This is a genomic window from Rhizobium sp. PRIMUS64 (assembly GCF_023006465.1).
GTDB classification, from domain to species: Bacteria; Pseudomonadota; Alphaproteobacteria; order Rhizobiales; family Rhizobiaceae; genus Rhizobium; species Rhizobium leguminosarum.
The window spans coordinates 15,079-31,311 of sequence record NZ_JALBGX010000013.1; the positions used below are offsets into that span (position 1 = coordinate 15,079).

At 59.6% G+C, this 16,233-nt stretch carries 17 protein-coding genes; 8 read left to right on the forward strand and 9 right to left on the reverse strand.

Features of this window, described 5'->3' with window-relative positions; genetic code table 11:
* Positions 1–7 precede the first annotated feature (7 nt).
* Positions 8–1,084, reverse strand: coding sequence for a toxic anion resistance protein (locus MOV76_RS07810; protein WP_247264246.1), 1,077 nt, complete (start codon positions 1,082–1,084; stop codon positions 8–10).
* A gap of 190 nt (positions 1,085–1,274) precedes the next feature.
* On the reverse strand, positions 1,275–2,111 hold the full coding sequence (locus tag MOV76_RS07815; protein ID WP_018241886.1) for a cell envelope integrity EipB family protein: 837 nt from the start codon (positions 2,109–2,111) through the stop codon (positions 1,275–1,277).
* 136 nt (positions 2,112–2,247) lie between these two features.
* Between MOV76_RS07815 and MOV76_RS07820 the strand changes: the two genes are divergently transcribed.
* The 5 genes from MOV76_RS07820 (at position 2,248) to MOV76_RS07840 (ending at position 5,855) form a co-directional block, all read left to right on the forward strand.
* The gene (locus MOV76_RS07820) at positions 2,248–2,718 is read left to right on the forward strand and encodes a RidA family protein (protein WP_130716330.1); all 471 of its coding nucleotides are present in this window, start codon (positions 2,248–2,250) and stop codon (positions 2,716–2,718) included.
* On the forward strand, positions 2,715–3,434 hold the full coding sequence (locus tag MOV76_RS07825) for a glycerophosphodiester phosphodiesterase (RefSeq protein WP_247264247.1): 720 nt from the start codon (positions 2,715–2,717) through the stop codon (positions 3,432–3,434). The genes MOV76_RS07820 and MOV76_RS07825 overlap by 4 nt, the downstream gene beginning before the upstream one ends.
* 78 nt (positions 3,435–3,512) lie before the next feature.
* Positions 3,513–4,703 (forward strand): GNAT family N-acetyltransferase, encoded by a 1,191-nt coding sequence (locus MOV76_RS07830; RefSeq protein ID WP_247264248.1) that lies wholly within the window; start codon positions 3,513–3,515, stop codon positions 4,701–4,703.
* Positions 4,704–4,855: 152 nt separating this feature from the next.
* Positions 4,856–5,287, forward strand: a complete 432-nt coding sequence (locus MOV76_RS07835) for an HIT family protein (RefSeq protein ID WP_247264249.1) — start codon at positions 4,856–4,858, stop codon at positions 5,285–5,287.
* Positions 5,288–5,498: 211 nt separating this feature from the next.
* Positions 5,499–5,855, forward strand: a complete 357-nt coding sequence (locus MOV76_RS07840) for a DUF2750 domain-containing protein (RefSeq protein WP_081624632.1) — start codon at positions 5,499–5,501, stop codon at positions 5,853–5,855.
* Between the two features lie 239 nt (positions 5,856–6,094).
* Here the strand turns inward: MOV76_RS07840 and clpA are convergent, their stop codons facing one another.
* The 6 genes from clpA to MOV76_RS07870 all read right to left on the reverse strand — a co-directional run bounded on the left by clpA (position 6,095) and on the right by MOV76_RS07870 (position 11,963).
* Positions 6,095–8,587: an ATP-dependent Clp protease ATP-binding subunit ClpA gene (gene clpA / locus MOV76_RS07845; RefSeq protein ID WP_018241881.1), complete on the reverse strand. Its 2,493-nt coding sequence runs from the start codon at positions 8,585–8,587 to the stop codon at positions 6,095–6,097.
* Between the two features lie 10 nt (positions 8,588–8,597).
* Positions 8,598–8,948 carry an ATP-dependent Clp protease adapter ClpS gene (gene clpS, locus MOV76_RS07850; RefSeq protein WP_017988219.1) on the reverse strand — a complete coding sequence of 117 codons (351 nt, stop codon included), beginning with the start codon at positions 8,946–8,948 and terminating at the stop codon, positions 8,598–8,600.
* A gap of 277 nt (positions 8,949–9,225) precedes the next feature.
* Positions 9,226–9,597, reverse strand: a complete 372-nt coding sequence (locus tag MOV76_RS07855) for a phasin family protein (protein WP_047621678.1) — start codon at positions 9,595–9,597, stop codon at positions 9,226–9,228.
* Positions 9,598–9,871: 274 nt separating this feature from the next.
* Positions 9,872–10,075: a DUF3126 family protein gene (locus MOV76_RS07860; RefSeq protein WP_003539277.1), complete on the reverse strand. Its 204-nt coding sequence runs from the start codon at positions 10,073–10,075 to the stop codon at positions 9,872–9,874.
* Between the two features lie 140 nt (positions 10,076–10,215).
* Positions 10,216–11,049: a serine O-acetyltransferase gene (gene cysE, locus MOV76_RS07865; RefSeq protein WP_003539276.1), complete on the reverse strand. Its 834-nt coding sequence runs from the start codon at positions 11,047–11,049 to the stop codon at positions 10,216–10,218.
* Positions 11,050–11,177: 128 nt separating this feature from the next.
* Positions 11,178–11,963, reverse strand: coding sequence for an alpha/beta fold hydrolase (locus MOV76_RS07870; protein ID WP_247264250.1), 786 nt, complete (start codon positions 11,961–11,963; stop codon positions 11,178–11,180).
* Positions 11,964–12,121: 158 nt separating this feature from the next.
* On the opposite strand from MOV76_RS07870, the gene MOV76_RS07875 reads away from it, so the two are divergent.
* Together MOV76_RS07875 and MOV76_RS07880 are read left to right on the forward strand one after the other, a co-directional pair.
* Entirely contained in the window at positions 12,122–12,367 is a 246-nt protein-coding gene (locus MOV76_RS07875) for a zinc-finger domain-containing protein (RefSeq protein WP_018241878.1), read from the forward strand.
* 27 nt (positions 12,368–12,394) lie between these two features.
* On the forward strand, positions 12,395–13,549 hold the full coding sequence (locus tag MOV76_RS07880) for an FAD-dependent monooxygenase (protein ID WP_247264251.1): 1,155 nt from the start codon (positions 12,395–12,397) through the stop codon (positions 13,547–13,549).
* A 31-nt stretch (positions 13,550–13,580) separates the two neighbouring features.
* Here MOV76_RS07880 and MOV76_RS07885 read toward each other — a convergent pair whose 3' ends face one another.
* Positions 13,581–14,771, reverse strand: a complete 1,191-nt coding sequence (locus tag MOV76_RS07885; RefSeq protein ID WP_247264252.1) for a cystathionine beta-lyase — start codon at positions 14,769–14,771, stop codon at positions 13,581–13,583.
* Positions 14,772–15,133: 362 nt separating this feature from the next.
* Here MOV76_RS07885 and MOV76_RS07890 point away from each other — a divergent pair, with 362 nt between their 5' ends.
* Positions 15,134–16,159 carry an amino acid ABC transporter substrate-binding protein gene (locus MOV76_RS07890; protein WP_018241875.1) on the forward strand — a complete coding sequence of 342 codons (1,026 nt, stop codon included), beginning with the start codon at positions 15,134–15,136 and terminating at the stop codon, positions 16,157–16,159.
* Positions 16,160–16,233: the final 74 nt, after the last annotated feature.

Here is a 16,233-nt window from a genome sequence, read left to right on the forward strand (position 1 = left end):
TTGCCGATCACGCCTGGGTCATCGCCTTCTTGAGTTCGATCGTCATCTGCTCCATCTGCTGCTCGGCGAGCGCCCGCTTCCGCCGGCCCTCTTCCTGAACCTGCAGCACGCCTGATATCGTGTCGATCAGATCCCTGTTCGCCTTGGCGAGCGTGTCGATATCGACGATGCCGCGCTGCGATTGTTGCTCGATGGCGATCGCCTGATCCTTCATCATCTCGGATGCCTGGCGGATCATGTCGTTGGTGGCGTCGGTCACCGCCTTCTGCAGGTCGAGCGCCGATTTCTGCCGCGTCAGGCCGAGCAGGATCACCATCTTCTGCTTCCAGGCCGGCACCGTCAGCGCCGAAGTCGCCTGCAGGTTCTCGATCAGCGTTTCGTCGCCCGCCTGAACGATGCGGATCTGCGGCAATTGCTGGATACCGAGCTGGCGGGCCTGCTGCAGGTAGAAGACCCGCTTCTCCAGACGGTCGAGCGCCTGCAGGCTGTCCTGATAGGTCTGCGCCTCCAGCATGCCGCCGCCGGGGCCTGTTGCTGCCGCCTCGGCTTGCGCCTTCAGCCTCGGCAGATCGACGCTCCGAAAACGCTCGGCGAAAATCTTGCCGGCCTGGACATAGGCCTCGAGCCGCATGATCGATTGCCGGGTTTCCTCATGCAGGTCGTCGAGCAGCGCGATGTCGCGCCTCAGCGTATCCTTGTGGCGGTCGAGTTCCAGGCCGATCCGGTCGATCTGGCCGGCCACGTCTTCGAACTCCGCCTTGAAGCGTTCGAGCCGGGCCTTGGCCGAGAGAAACATGCGGCTGAGGAAACCCTTATCCTTCAATGATGACGGATCGAGGCTCTTCGATTTGAGGATGATGTCGGTCAGCAGGCGGCCGACATCGCCAAGGTCCTTGTTGCGGACTTCGCGCAGGATCCCGTCGGCATAGTCGCTGACTGTCTGCTGGGCGCGGTCACCATAGACCGAGATGCCGGCACGGTCGGTGATATCGATGCTATCAGAGATGCGGGCAATTTCCGCTGGATCGGCGACAACAACCGGCGGGGCGGCATTTTGAACAGTCGCGAGATCGGTATCGGCCATGGTTCGGGCTTTCAAGCTTGCGATGCGTAGTGGTCTACGCGGTCTAGCAGATAGACGTCATCGCAATGCTTGCCCGCCAGGATCGCACCGACCCGAAAAGCAGGACGACAGACGGCGACTCAGTCATCGCTGATCGCCGAACCATAGTGAATTTTATGATACAGTTTTATGACAGGCGAGAGCTCGTCGCCTACTTGCAAACCTCGGCCTTGCGGTCGAGCAGCTCCAGCTTGGCGAGCTTGCCGGTCAGGACGAAATCGCCGTAATCCATCGTCAGGTCGCGGGTGATGCCGTTCTCATAGAGCTTGAAAGACATGCGGTAGACCGGCAAAGCATCGGATTTCGCATTCTCGTTGAAATAGGCGATCGTCACCGGCCAGAAGGCCGTCTTCGAGAAGGCGCCGGCATTGCCGGCATCGGCTTCCTCGGCGATCGGCGTCTCCTGCTTGCCGACGATCGTCGTCGTCGCCAGCGACTTGTCGCCGTCATCGGAACCGTCGAAGACGCGCGCCTCGAAGAAGCGCTTGCCGTCCTTGGCGTGCTGGATCACATCGAGCATATGTTCAGTGGGAAAACGGCTTTCAGCAAGCTGCAGTTCACGGTTCGCCGGCTGCTTGAGATCGACCTTGACACCATCCGGCTGGTCCTGCGCCGCCCCGTTGACCTCCTTGTCGAGCTGCTCGTCGGTGAAGGATTTGGTGTCGAAGGTGAACTTGCCGTCCTTCAGGTTCTCGAAGGTCTTCGTCTGCTGGTCGCTGACACGCACGCTGTCGCCGGTGTCGATCTGTGTCACGAAGCGGAAATTGGTGGTGAAGCCCTGGCAATAGCTGCCGTCGAACTCATAGACCATGCGACCATACATGCCGGCGATGCCGGAGCGGTCCGAGGCGTCCTTCAGTTCCAGATCGTAGACCGCGCGATGTGCGACGAGGCCGGTCGCGATCGCAGCGCTAACCGCGGGCGCAGCCGCCCATGCATTGGCGGAAACGCTGGCGAGAAGCAGAGCGACAAGACTCGATCGGAACATTCATTAACTCCTGTTGGACTCGGTCGCGATGTTATAAGAACGCTTTCGGCCAAATCGAGGCTCGAAACTGTCATATTAAAGATTCTCGTCTTGATGCATAATTTTTGAAGAATTGACAACAAAAGCGGAGACGAAAATGTCCGATGAAATTGCAGCGCGCCTGATTGAGATGGGGATAACCCTGCCCCAAGCCGCAGCACCTGCTGCAAATTACGTACCCTATGTCATCAGCGGCAATCTTCTCTACATCTCCGGCCAGCTGCCGCTCGAAGGCGGCAAGGTCACTGTCTCGGGCCATCTCGGCAAGACCGTCGACGTTGCAACGGGCCAGCGCGGCGCAGAACTCTGCGCCATCAACATCCTTGCCCAGGCAAAGGCGGCACTTGGCGGCGATCTCGGCCGTATCCGGCGCGTCATCAAGCTGAACGGCTTCGTCGCCTCGGCGCCCGAGTTCGTCGAGCAGCATCTCGTCATCAACGGCGCTTCGAACCTGATTGCCGGCGTGCTTGGCGAAGCCGGCAAACATGCGCGTGCCGCTGTCGGCATGGCGGCCTTGCCGCTGAATGCCGCCGTCGAGATAGACGCTATCATGGAAATCGCAGAATGACCAATGTTGCCTGGATCAGGGACCTGCCGGTCGCCCATCGCGGCTATCACGATCTCAACACGCATGTCTGGGAAAACACGCTTTCCGCCTTCTCGCGCGCCGTCGAAGCGGGGTTTGCGATCGAATGCGACCTGCACTACGCCTCCGACGGCGTACCGGTCATCTTTCATGACGAGGACCTGCAGCGCCTGTGCAACCTCCACGGCGACATCCGCGAGCGCACCTCCCGGGAACTCGGACTGATCGCCATCGGCGGCACCAGCGACAAGGTGCCGACGCTGCGCCAGCTCCTCGATCTCGTCAAGGGCAAGGTGCCGCTGGTTCTAGAGCTCAAGGGGCGGGAGACCGATGACGAAGGTTTCGCCGAAGCCGTGCTCGAGGTGCTCGAAGGCTATGAGGGCAAGGTGGCGCTGATGAGTTTTGACCACTGGCTGCTGCGCGATCTGAAGGCGCTTGGCGCACCCTACCCGCTCGGGCTGACGGCCGACGGCAACACGCCGGAGGCGTTCAAGACGCATGCGAAGGCGATGGAGATCGGTCTCGATTTCATCTCCTATCATTATGGCGATCTGCCGAACGCCTTTATCACCAGCGAACGCGAAAAGGGCATTCCTGTCATCACATGGACGGTGCGTGACGAAGCGGCGCGCCGGCTTACATTCGCAAACGCAGACCAGATGACCTTCGAAGGCTTCGATCCGCGTGTGGCTGCTTGACGCTCGCTTTTTGGCCAAGATCATGCGCAGACTGAGACAGAGCCGAAACCATCCTCCCACAGGCTTCGCATTTGTCCGATGACTGACGAACTATCCATTCGCGTCGAACGCTCCTTTACCGCGATTTCCCCGGAGAGCTGGGCCAAGCTTTCCGGAGCGTCGAAGACCTGCGCTACGATTGCCTACAACCCTTTCGTTTCACACGCTTTTCTATCGTCGCTGGAGGAATCCGGCTCGGCCGACGCAGAGACGGGATGGCTCGGCCACCATCTGCTGCTCGAGACCGATCGCGGCGAGTTGATCGGCGCCCTGCCCGGCTATCTCAAGAACCACAGCCAGGGCGAATATGTCTTCGACCACGGCTGGGCCGACGCCTTCGAGCGGGCCGGCGGGCGTTATTATCCGAAACTTCAGTGCTCGATCCCGTTCACCCCGGCGACAGGCCCGCGTCTTCTTGTCGCCGAGGGGCTGCAACGGCTACCGATCCAGAGCGCGATCGCCGAAAGCCTGAAGGAGGTGGTGCGGCGGCTCGGCATCTCCTCGGCCCACATCACCTTCGTGCCGGACGAAGAGATCGGCGTCTTCGAGATGGACGGCTATCTGCATCGCACCGACCAGCAGTTCCATTTCATCAATGACGGCTATGCCAATCACGAGGAATTTCTCGAAACGCTTGCCTCGCGCAAACGCAAGGCGTTGCGCAAGGAGCGCCGCGCCGCCCTCGAAAACGGTATCGGCATCGACTGGCTGACCGGCCGCGACCTGACGGAACGCATCTGGGACCAGTTCTTCAAATTCTATATGGATACTGGCGGGCGCAAGTGGGGCCGGCCCTACCTCACCCGTAAGTTCTACTCGCTGATTGGCGAGCGCATGGCCGACGACATCCTGCTCGTCATGGCCAAGCGCGACGGGCGCTATATCGCCGGCGCGATCAACTTCATCGGCGGCGATACGCTCTACGGCCGTCACTGGGGCTGCATCGAGGACCATCCCTTCCTGCATTTCGAGGTCTGCTATCACCAGGCGATCGACTTCGCCCTTTCGAAAGGGTTGAAAAGGGTCGAGGCCGGAGCGCAAGGCGAACACAAGCTCGCCCGCGGCTATCTGCCGGTGACGACGCATTCCGCCCATTATGTCGCTCATGCCGGCCTTCGCCGGGCGATCGGCGACTATCTCGCGCGCGAGCGCGCCGATGTCGAACAGATGAGCGAATTGCTGACCGAGCACAGTCCTTTCCGCAAGGGTGAACGTCTGCAGGAGGATTGACGCCGCACCGGCCGCGCTACCCGCTCAACGACGCATATTCCTTAAATTGGAATCGATTTAAGGATAAAACTATGCAGCAATTCAAAGTGCTACAGCGTCCTTTGCGCGTTTGAAAAGACGCACGGCGCTGTGAAAAACGAGGAGATTTCGTGATGACCAGCCCGGCCGCTTATGACGACAACAACATCTTCGCCAAGATCCTCCGCGGCGAAATCCCCTCGCACCGGGTTTACGAGGACGAGCATACCATCGCCTTCATGGATGTGATGCCGCAGGCACCGGGCCATGTGCTCGTCCTTCCCAAGGCGCCGTCCCGCAATCTCCTCGATGCCGATCCAGCCACCCTCACCCATGCGATATCAGTCGTCCAGAAGGTCGCCAATGCGGTCAAGGACGTCTTCGACGCCGATGGCGTGTTCATCGCCCAGTTCAACGAACCGGCCGCCGGGCAAACGGTGTTCCATCTGCATTTCCACGTCATCCCGCGGCATGAGGGCACGGCCCTCAAGCCGCATTCCGGCAAGATGGAGGACAGTGCCGTGCTTGCCGCCAATGCCGAAAAGATCAGGGCCGCGCTGGCGTAGGGTCACCCGCGATGTCACGCGAGGGCGGACTCAAACTGACAGCCTATCCTTGCTTAAAACGGTGATTTTCTGGATCTAGTGCTGGAAATGAAGGTGCTTCGTGACCAGTTCGCAAAGCGTGCCATTCTCGCCTCGGCGAGCGCGGGATGGCGCGCTTTGATGGCCGCTCAAACCGACACAGATATCTTCATTTACTCACCTAGGTAGTCCTATGAGCCTTGCGGCAGCCCACACCCACGCATTTTTCAATGAAGTCACACAGAGTGGGTTCGTATGGACTATTCGTGACGAAGCAGGCTTCCCAACGTCGACAAACCAGTCAAATGAAGCGGCCATGCCGTTCTGGTCGTCAGAAATTCGGGCTCGACGCATTATTGATCAAGTGCCCGCTTATCGGGGGTTCACTCCGCACAAGCTGCCAGTGAAGGTGTTTCTTGATCGTTGGCTGCAAGGTTTGGAGCAGGATAACCTGAGAGTCGGTATCAACTGGAGTGGTGTCAGTGCCACCGGTTTCGATATTGCACCTGCCGATGTTCGCCGACGTCTACATAGCGCGTCAACTCGCTAACCTGTTGAGTCTTTAGTTTTATCCTTAAATCGATCCAGTTTAGGGAATTATGCAGCAGGCTGGCTACGACACCTACAATGCACATCCCCTGTCACCTTCGTGCGTGACCGCTGGGTGCCCGAGGTCGCCGACTTTCTCGCGATCGACTACACTAGGCGCTCTGAGGAATGGTGATGCAGGGTTCAGAAAACGAAAAAGGCCGCGGAGAACGCGGCCTTTTCCAATTCGGTGACGGTATCTTACTTCTTGCGTGGAACCTTCGGAACCGCGCTTCCCTTCTTCGGGGCGTCGCGGACCTCAGGCTCGGCCTGCGGCACCGCCTTGGCGCGGGTCTTGCGGGCCGCCTTCGTCTTCAGCTCGCCGTCATCCCCATCATCGCCTTCGGGATGCACGACCTCGGCTTCGGGCTTCGGCTTGATCGGCGCCGTTTCCGAAATGGCTTCCAGCACGATGCCGGGTTTGCCATCTTCCTTCGGGCCGACAGTGACGTTGACGACGCCGCCCTTCTTCAGCTTGCCAAAGAGGATTTCGTTGGCGAGCGGCTTCTTGATCGTATCCTGAATGACGCGAGCAAGCGGGCGGGCGCCCATCTTCTCGTCGTAACCCTTTTCCGCCAGCCAGGCGATCGCATCCTCATGCAGGTCGAAGGTGACGTTCCTTTCGGAAAGTTGGGCCTCCAGCTGCATGATGAACTTCTGCACGACCTTGTGGATGACGGCCGTCGGCAACGCCGCGAAAGGAATGATCGCGTCGAGACGGTTGCGGAATTCCGGCGTGAACAGGCGGGTCAGCGCTTCCTCGTCCTCGCCGGTGCGCTTGGACGAACCGAAGCCGATCGCCGCCTTGGCCATTTCGGATGCACCCGCATTGGTCGTCATGATCAGGATGACGTTGCGGAAGTCGATCTTCTTGCCGTTGTGGTCGGTCAGCGTGCCGTGGTCCATGACCTGCAGCAGGATATTGTAGATGTCGGGATGCGCCTTCTCGATTTCGTCGAGCAGGACCACGCAATGCGGGTGCTGGTCGACGCCATCTGTGAGAAGGCCGCCCTGGTCGAAGCCGACATAGCCGGGAGGCGCCCCGAGCAGACGCGAAACCGTGTGCCGCTCCATATATTCCGACATGTCGAAGCGCAGGAGTTCGACGCCGAGCGACGATGCCAGCTGCTTTGCCACCTCGGTCTTGCCAACGCCGGTCGGACCGGAGAAGACATAGGCGCCGATCGGCTTGTTCGGCTCGCGAAGACCAGCACGCGCCAGCTTGATCGAGGTCGAAAGGGCTTCGATCGCGATATCCTGGCCATAGACCACCGAACGCAGTTCCTGCTCGAGATTGGCGAGCACGGCCTCGTCGTCCTTGGAGACGGTCTTCGGCGGAATGCGCGCCATCGTGGCGACCGTCGCCTCGATCTCCTTTTCGGTGATCAGCTTGCGGCGCTTGGACGGCGGCAGCAGCATCTGGGCCGCACCGGTTTCGTCGATCACGTCGATCGCCTTGTCGGGCAGCTTGCGGTCGGAGATGTAGCGGGCCGACAGTTCGACGGCCGACTTGATGGCGTCGTTCGAATAACGCAGGTGGTGATACTCTTCGAAATAGGGCTTCAAGCCCTTCATGATCTCGATCGCATCATCGATCGACGGCTCGCTGACGTCGATCTTCTGGAAACGACGGACCAGCGCCCGGTCCTTCTCGAAGAACTGGCGGTATTCCTTGTAGGTGGTCGAACCGATGCAGCGAATCGCGCCCGATGACAGGGCCGGCTTCAGGAGGTTCGACGCATCCATTGCGCCGCCCGATGTGGCGCCGGCGCCGATCACCGTGTGGATCTCGTCGATGAAGAGCACGGCGCCCGGATATTCTTCCAGTTCCTTGACGACCTGCTTCAGGCGCTCCTCGAAATCGCCGCGGTAGCGCGTGCCGGCCAGGAGCGTGCCCATGTCGAGCGAGAAGATCGTCGCATCGGCGAGCGCTTCCGGAACCTTGCCTTCGACGATGCGCTTGGCAAGGCCTTCGGCGATCGCCGTCTTGCCGACGCCGGGATCACCGACATAGAGCGGATTGTTCTTCGAACGGCGGCACAGGATCTGGATCGTGCGGCTCACCTCGGCGTGACGGCCGATCAGCGGATCGATCTTACCGCCCTTGGCCTTCTCGTTGAGATTGACGCAATAGGCCTTGAGCGCATCTTGCTGCTTCTTGGGGCCGCCCTCTTCCTCGCCGCCGCGCGCCGTCGGCTTGCTGCTTTCGGCTTCGTCTTCGGCGCCGCGCGGGGGACGCGCTTCGGAAACGCCCGGGCGCTTGCCGATGCCGTGGGAGATGTAGTTGACGGCATCGTAGCGGGTCATCTCCTGCTCCTGCAGGAAATAAGCGGCGTGGCTCTCGCGCTCGGCGAAGATCGCGACGAGCACGTTGGCGCCGGTCACCTCTTCGCGACCGGACGATTGCACGTGGATGACGGCACGCTGGATGACGCGCTGGAAGCCGGAGGTCGGCTTCGAATCCTCGTCATAACCGGTGATCAGGTTGGAAAGTTCGTTATCGACATATTCGACGAGCGTCTTGCGCAGCGCGTCGAGATCGACATTGCAGGCACCCATGACCGCGGCCGCATCGGCATCGTCGATCAGGGCAAGCAGCAGATGCTCGAGCGTCGCATATTCGTGGTGCCGCTCGTTGGCAAAGGTCAGTGCCTGATGGAGCGCCTTCTCTAAACTAGGCGAAAATGTTGGCACGTTCAGATCCTCACTTCTTTTCCATGACGCATTGCAGCGGATGCTGGTGCTGCCGGGCGAAGTCCATCACCTGGCTGACCTTCGTTTCCGCTACCTCGTATGTGAATATTCCGCATTCGCCGACGCCGTGGTTATGGACATGGAGCATGATGCGGGTGGCACTTTCACGATCCTTCTGAAAAAAACGCTCCAGAATATGGATGACGAATTCCATGGGAGTGTAGTCGTCATTCAAAAGCAGCACACGATAAAGATTGGGCTTCTTGGTCTTCGGCTTGGTGCGCGTGATGACCGAGGTTCGATTTGCGTTGTCCCCGTTCCTTTCGCTGTCGTTCTGCATCCGGATCGGCTTTGCGATCATTGTCATTTATTCCTCAAGCAATCCAGCGGAGCATGGGAGGGTGCTTTTCCCGCCGAATATCTGAAACACTAACTTAGTTCATAATAGGCTGATTTTAAGCCCCCTGTCAGACACTGCAATCAAGAAATGGCCGGCATGCACGGGAAAGACCAAAAAAGTCCCCGGCCGATCCCATGCGGGCGCTGCAGCGAAAGTGGAAACAAAAAGACCGGCTACAGATGCGTAGCCGGTCTTCTTTTTTCAATATGTAGCGCAGGTTGCGCCTTTTGAAATCAGTTCATGCAGCAGCAGGCGTCGCCGCCGACACCGACTTGGCGGTCTTGACGACGGCAGCGGCGATCGGCGCTTCATAGGGCTTGTAGGCTGATTTGGCGAGATCGGCATACATCTCACCGAGCTTCGTCGTCTCGGAGACGAAGCCTTCAAAATACGCCTTGACGTAGCTCGTCTGCAGCTCGAAGGCAGCCTCAAAGCTCTTGACGCCGGCCAGCGTTTCGAAATGCGTCACCGCGTCCTGAAAGGATTTCTTCGAATATTCAGTGGCTTCTGCGGCGATTGCCTGAAAGCCCTTGGTCGTGTCCGAATAGGTTTTCAGGGCCGTGTCGACGGCTTCCTTGCTCTTCTTGTTGGCGTCTTCAAAGTTGAACATGAGCCATCCTCCGTTGGGCTGTTGATGGCGGCAGGGTAGCTGCAATGCACAAATAGTCAAGTAGTCTTGTGCGCCGCAAAACATCCATGAGTTGCATTACAATTATATAACAAAGCCCGCGCGCCGGGGCACGTACGTCTTTAACTGATTTTGCTAAAATATATCAGAATGCCACAACCGGAAGTTTTGAAAAAATTCTCGTTCCGAATCGAAAAAACGAAAAAAGGACCGAACGGATCGCGCCGTTCGGTCCTTTTGAAGCTTTCGAGCGCGATCAGAGATCGACGTCGAGGATCGCCATCGAGAAGTTGTAGGAGCGGTCGCCGTCCTCGTCATCGATATAGACGACACCCAGAAATTCTTCGCCGAGATAGACTTCCGCAGAATCATCCTTGCGTGGACGCGCCTTGACGATCATCTGCGGATTGAACATGCGCTTGAAATAGGCGTCGAGCTTCTTGATTTCTTCTGGCTTCACTCTGTCATCTCCGTAAGCGGTCTTGATTGGCCGCTTCTTGCACAGGAAATGCAGCGGTGTAAAGGCAAGGTTGCCGTTTGCTCATGGCTCTCCCCGCTCGGATCCCGCCGACTTTTCCTATCCTTGTTTCCAACGGGCGCTCAGATATCGGCGCCGATCACCTGGTCCATATTGCGCGACGGCTCAGAACAACCGGCCTCACCAACGACCTTGGCCGGCACACCCGCGACTGTCTTTTTGGGCGGCACTGCCTTCAAGACGACGGAGCCGGCGGCGACGCGCGAGCAATAGCCGATCTCGATATTGCCGAGGATCTTGGCACCGGCGCCGATCATGACGCCGGAGCCGATCTTCGGATGGCGGTCGGCGCCCTCCTTGCCGGTACCGCCGAGTGTGACGCCGTGCAGGATCGAGACGTTGTCGCCGATGACGGCCGTCTCGCCAACGACGAGGCCGGTGGCGTGGTCGAGGAAGATGCCCTTGCCGATACGGGCGGCCGGATTGATGTCGGTCTGGAAGACGCTGGAGGAGCGGCTTTGCAGATAGAGCGCAAAATCGCGCCGGCCGCGGTTCAGCAGCCAATGGGCCAGACGATGTGTCTGCAGCGCATGGAAGCCCTTGAAATAAAGCACCGCCTCCATGAAGCGCAGGCATGCGGGATCGCGGTCATAGATCGCCTGGATATCGACGCGCAGGATGGAGCTCCAGTCAGGCCAGTCGAGGAGCATTTCCTCGAAGGTCTGGCGCAGCAGGTTCGCCTGCATGTCGGGGTGATCGAGACGTTCGCAGATGCGGTGGATGACGCATTCCTCGAGCGAATGGTAGTTGATCACCGTAGAATAGAGGAAGGCGGCGAGAACCGGGTCCCGTTCGGCGGCGAGACGGGCTTCCTCACGCAGGCTGTCCCAGATGGGATCCATCACCTTCAGCGGATGGCCTGTGTCAAAAGCACGAATGTCAGTCTTTGCGACCATCGCCGCTCTCCTCGCTGCCAGCCGGAATGCCGTTTTCGGAATGCCAATATATAGAGGAAAACGCCAATAACATAAATGGGTGCCGTCGCCATGGTTTTTTAGCATGGTTTTTCGGCATCACGATGTTGTTAGCGATGGGCGACCCTTGCATAGAAGGCCAGCACCGCCTGCTTGAAAACCCTGTCGCCGACGGCGAGCATATGATCGCGGCCCGGAATATCGAGCGCTTCGGCATTCTGCATCAGCGCCGCCAATTCCTGCGGCGAGCCGGCGATATCATCCTTCGTGCCGACGCCGATCAGCGTCGGCATGTCGAGCTTGGCCATATCAGAACGGGCGACGAGATCGCGCGAACCGCGGATGCAATCCGCAAGAGCGACCCGGTCGCTCTTCGTCTGCTCGGCGAAGGCGCGGAACATGCGGCCGCGGGCATGGGTCACCGCGTCCAGCGAGGGCGCCAGCAGCGCATCGGCGATCGGGTCCCAGTCGCCGACACCGTCGGTCATGCCGATGCCGAGGCCACCAAGAACCAGCGAACGGACGCGATGCGGATTGGCAAGTGCGGCAAATACGGAAATGCGCGCGCCCATCGAATAGCCCATCACATTGGCTTCTGGGATGCCCAGATGATCCAGCAAGGCGATCGCATCACCGGCCATGACCCATGGACGATAGGCTTCGGCATGGTGCGGCTTGTCGCTTGCCCCGTGGCCGCGATTGTCCATGGCGATCACCCGGTAGCCGGCATCGCCGAGCGTCTTCAGCCAGCCCGGATGGACCCAGTTGACGTTTGCAGTCGAGGCAAAGCCGTGGATCAACAACACCGGCACGCCGGCCGGATCGCCCTCATCAAAGAAAGCGAGCTGCAATCCATCACGGGTGAAGCTTGAAAATGCGGGTGTATTCAGGTTCATCGGGCCTTCCTTTTTGGCGCGACCATAGTCGAGCGGCCTTTCATCGTGAAGCCAAAAACTGCGGCTAAAAACTGTGCCCGGCGCGGCGGTTTGGCTCTACACATTTGCGGCGAAGGCTTATAAGGTTCGCGCACATTTCAAAGCATTCGGAGAGCGACATGGCCGGCCACAACATTCCCCACTTCCAGAACGACGGCGGTCACCGCGTTATCGAAGTCGGTGTCAAGGAATTCATGTGCACCGGCGCTTCGGCTCCCTTCGATCATCCGCATATCTTCATCGACATGGGCGACGACAATGAGAAGGTCTGTTCCTACTGCTCGACGCTCTATCGCTTCAATTCCACGCTCAAGCCCAGCCAGACCAATCCGGCCGGCTGCGTTTTCCACGTGAAGGCGGCGTAGTCGGTCCAGATCCGGATCGGACGGACAATGCCGGTCGAACATGCCGCCATCATCGGCGCCGGGATATCAGGGCTGACAGTTGCCCTTGCGCTTTCGCGCCGGGGCATCAGTTCGGAGATCTTCGAGCAGGCGGGCGAACTCACGGACGTCGGCGCCGGATTACAGGTTTCGCCAAACGCTTCGTGCATCCTTGCCGAACTCGGTATCCTTGAAAGACTGTCAAAGGTCTGGCTCGAGCCCGACGCAATCCGGCTGATATCGGGCGGATCGCTGCGCCAGCTCGCGGTGGTGCCGGCCGGCAAATTCGCGCGAGAACGCTGGGGCGCTCCCTATGGCGTCCTGCATCGCACCACATTGCAGAAAGCCCTTTTGGCTGCGGTTACGGCCGATCCGCTCTGCCGGCTTCACCTTGGCGTGCGGATAGATTCGACCCTACCGTCTTTCGAGCGCGCGGCCGATGTTGTGATCGGCGCGGACGGCGTCTGGTCAAAGGTTCGGCAATCCATTCCGGGCAGCCCCTCGCCGCGCTTTTCCGGCAATATCGCCTACCGTTTTACGATTGCCGAAACTGAGGCGCCCGGCTTCCTCGACCGGGCAAGCGTTTCGGCTTTTCTCGGCGGTTCGGCGCATCTCGTCTGCTATCCGCTAAGGGAGACCGGCAGCTTCAACATGGTGGCGATCACCGCCGGCAATATTGCGCCGCAGGCCTGGCAAAGCGAGGCGACGGAAGAACAGCGGACGCAGCTGCGGGCGCGCCTTTCCGGCTGGAATGCCGCGATCGTCTCGCTGCTCGAAAAACACCGGAAGCTGACGTTCTGGCCGCTGTTCGAAACCACGACAGGCTCCTGGCAGGATGGCCGCGAGACGGTTCTGATCGGCGACGCCGCGCATGCGATGATGCCCTTTGCCGCCCAGGGAGCGGCGATGGCGATCGAAGACGCCTATGAACTCGCTGCGTTTCTTTCGAACCGCTCCGCGGCGGAAGCGCTGGCGCAGTTCGAAAGACATCGCGCGCCCCGCATCGCCAAGCTTCGCCAGCGCGGCGCCTTCAACCGGTTTGCCTATCATGCGAAAGGGCCGATCCGGATCGGCCGCGATCTCGTGCTCGGCCTCAAGCCACCGCTAAGCCTGGCGGCAGATCTCGACTGGATCTACGGCTATCGGGCTGTCGATCTGCCGTGAGGCGCTGCCAGCCACGACAAAGCGTGTCCGGTCAAACCGCGCTTGCCGCGGCAAAACCCCGTTCGATATCGGCCTTGAGGTCGGCCACGTCCTCGATGCCGATTTGCAGGCGAATGACCGGACCGTCCGTCGGCGCCTTGGCGACCTTGCGATCATTGAGATAGGCGTGCAAAGCGAGGCTTTCATAGCCGCCCCAGGAATAGCCAAGACCGAAAATCCTGAGAGCGTCGAGGAAGGCGTGCGCCTTTGCTCTGGACTTTTCGGGGCCGTCGGCGGCTAGCACGAAGGAAAAGATGCCGCTGGCGCCTTTGAAATCCCGCTTCCAGAGATGGTGCGAGGGGAAACTCGGCAGGGCCGGATGCAGCACGCGGGCGACGTCCTCCCTGCCCTCCAGCCATTCTGCGATATCAAGCGCGCTTTCATAGTGCCGCTCGAGGCGCAGGCCCATGGTGCGCAATCCACGCAGGATCTGATAGGCGTCATCGGGTGCGCCGCAGATGCCGAGCACACCGTTCGATTCCTTCAGCCGCTCCCAGTGCTCGGCATTGGCCGAAACCGTTCCGAGCAGAATATCGGAATGGCCGGACGGATATTTCGTCGATGCATGGATCGAGATGTCGACGCCGTGATCGAGCGGCCTGAAATAGAGCGGCGTCGCCCAGGTATTGTCCATCATGACGACGGCGCCGTGACGGTGCGCAACCGCAGAGATCGCCGGAATATCCTGCATTTCGAAGGTATTGGAGCCGGGAGCCTCGGTGTGAACGAGCTTGGTGTTCGGCCGGAACAGAGCCTCGATGCCGACGCCGACCGCCGGGTCGTAATATTCCACCTCGACACCGAGGCGGTTCAGCATCGTATCGCAGAAATGGCGCGTCGGGCCATAGACCGAATCGACCACCAGCGCATGATCGCCGGCAGCGACGAAACCCAGAAACGGAACGGTGACGGCCGCAAGGCCCGAGGGCACGAGGATCGTGCCGGCCGAGCCTTCGAGTGCGTCGATCGCCTCGCAGAGCGCATCCGTCGTCGGTGTGCCGCGCGTTCCGTAGGTGTATTTCTGCGTGCGCGTCTCCATCGCCCGCGCATTCGGAAACAACACCGTCGAGGCATGCACGACCGGCGGGTTGATGAAGCCGTGATAGTCGAAAGGGTCGTTGCCGATATGGGTCAGGCGGGTGTTGATGCCGGCATTCTGCAGCAAGCTGTCTTTGTCTTTCATGTCGGGAATAGCCTTTGGCGACGGAGACGCAAAACCGGACTTTTGGACGCCCCGCCATATCAGGTCAACCCCTAGGAGTTGATCGCCGGCGACGTAGCGAAGCGGTGAAAGCCACGATTTTCGCGTTATTTTTCCGCAATCAGGCGCCTATTTCATAGCCAAGTGCCCACGAACGCAGCGCAATCTACCAAAATGCTGAAATTTGCCGCAATTATTGACCGCGACACTTGACCATGGTGACATTTGCGACTGTGATAGAACAACTCGCGCCGGGAGGGTGTCGAGAAAATGGGGAGGCGGCAGAGTTTTTCCGCTGGAACTTCCCACAAGAAAATACAAGACAACGGAAAAGGTTGGGAAAAATGAAGAACAAGCTTCTGTCCGCAACGATCGGCGCAGCAGTTTTCGCTCTTGGCGCTTCGGCTGCTTCGGCCACGACACTCACAGATGTCAAGGCAAAGGGTTTCGTTCAGTGCGGCGTCAATACCGGCCTTACCGGCTTTGCCGCACCTGACGCTTCCGGCAATTGGGCCGGCTTCGACGTCGACTTCTGCAAGGCCGTCGCTTCGGCCGTGTTCGGCGACCCCACCAAGGTCAAGTACACGCCGACAAACGCGAAGGAACGCTTCACCGCTCTGCAGTCCGGTGAAATCGACGTTCTCTCGCGTAACACCACCTGGACGATCAACCGCGACACCGCACTCGGCTTCAACTTCCGTCCTGTCACCTATTATGACGGTCAGGGCTTCATGGTGCGCAAGAGCTTGAACGTGAAGTCGGCTCTCGAACTCTCCGGCGCCGCAGTCTGCGTACAGTCGGGCACGACCACCGAATTGAACCTCGCTGATTACTTCAAGACGAACAATCTGCAGTACAATCCGGTCGTCTTCGAAAATCTTCCTGAGGTCAACGCGGCTTACGACGCCGGTCGTTGCGACGTTTACACGACCGACCAATCCGGTCTCTATTCGTTGCGTCTGACGCTGAAGAATCCCGACGAACACGTTATCCTTCCTGAGATCATCTCCAAGGAGCCGCTTGGCCCGGCCGTCCGTCAAGGTGATGATCAGTGGTTCGATATCGTTTCCTGGACGGCTTATGCGCTGATCAATGCCGAAGAGTTCGGCATCACCCAGGCAAATGTCGACGAGATGAAGAATTCGCCGAATCCGGACATCAAGCGCTTCCTCGGCAGCGAGACCGACACCAAGATTGGCACCGATCTCGGCCTGACCAATGATTGGGCCGCCAACGTCATCAAGGGCGTCGGCAATTATGGCGAAATCTTCGAGCGCAACATCGGCCAGGGCAGCCCGCTCAAGATCGCACGCGGCTTGAATGCTCTCTGGAGCAAGGGCGGCATCCAGTACGCACCGCCGGTTCGTTAATCGAGCTTTGGCATGAAATCCCGGGAAGGCGGCCGAGCCGCCCTCCCATCTTCCAAAAAGCAAAAAGAAAGCCC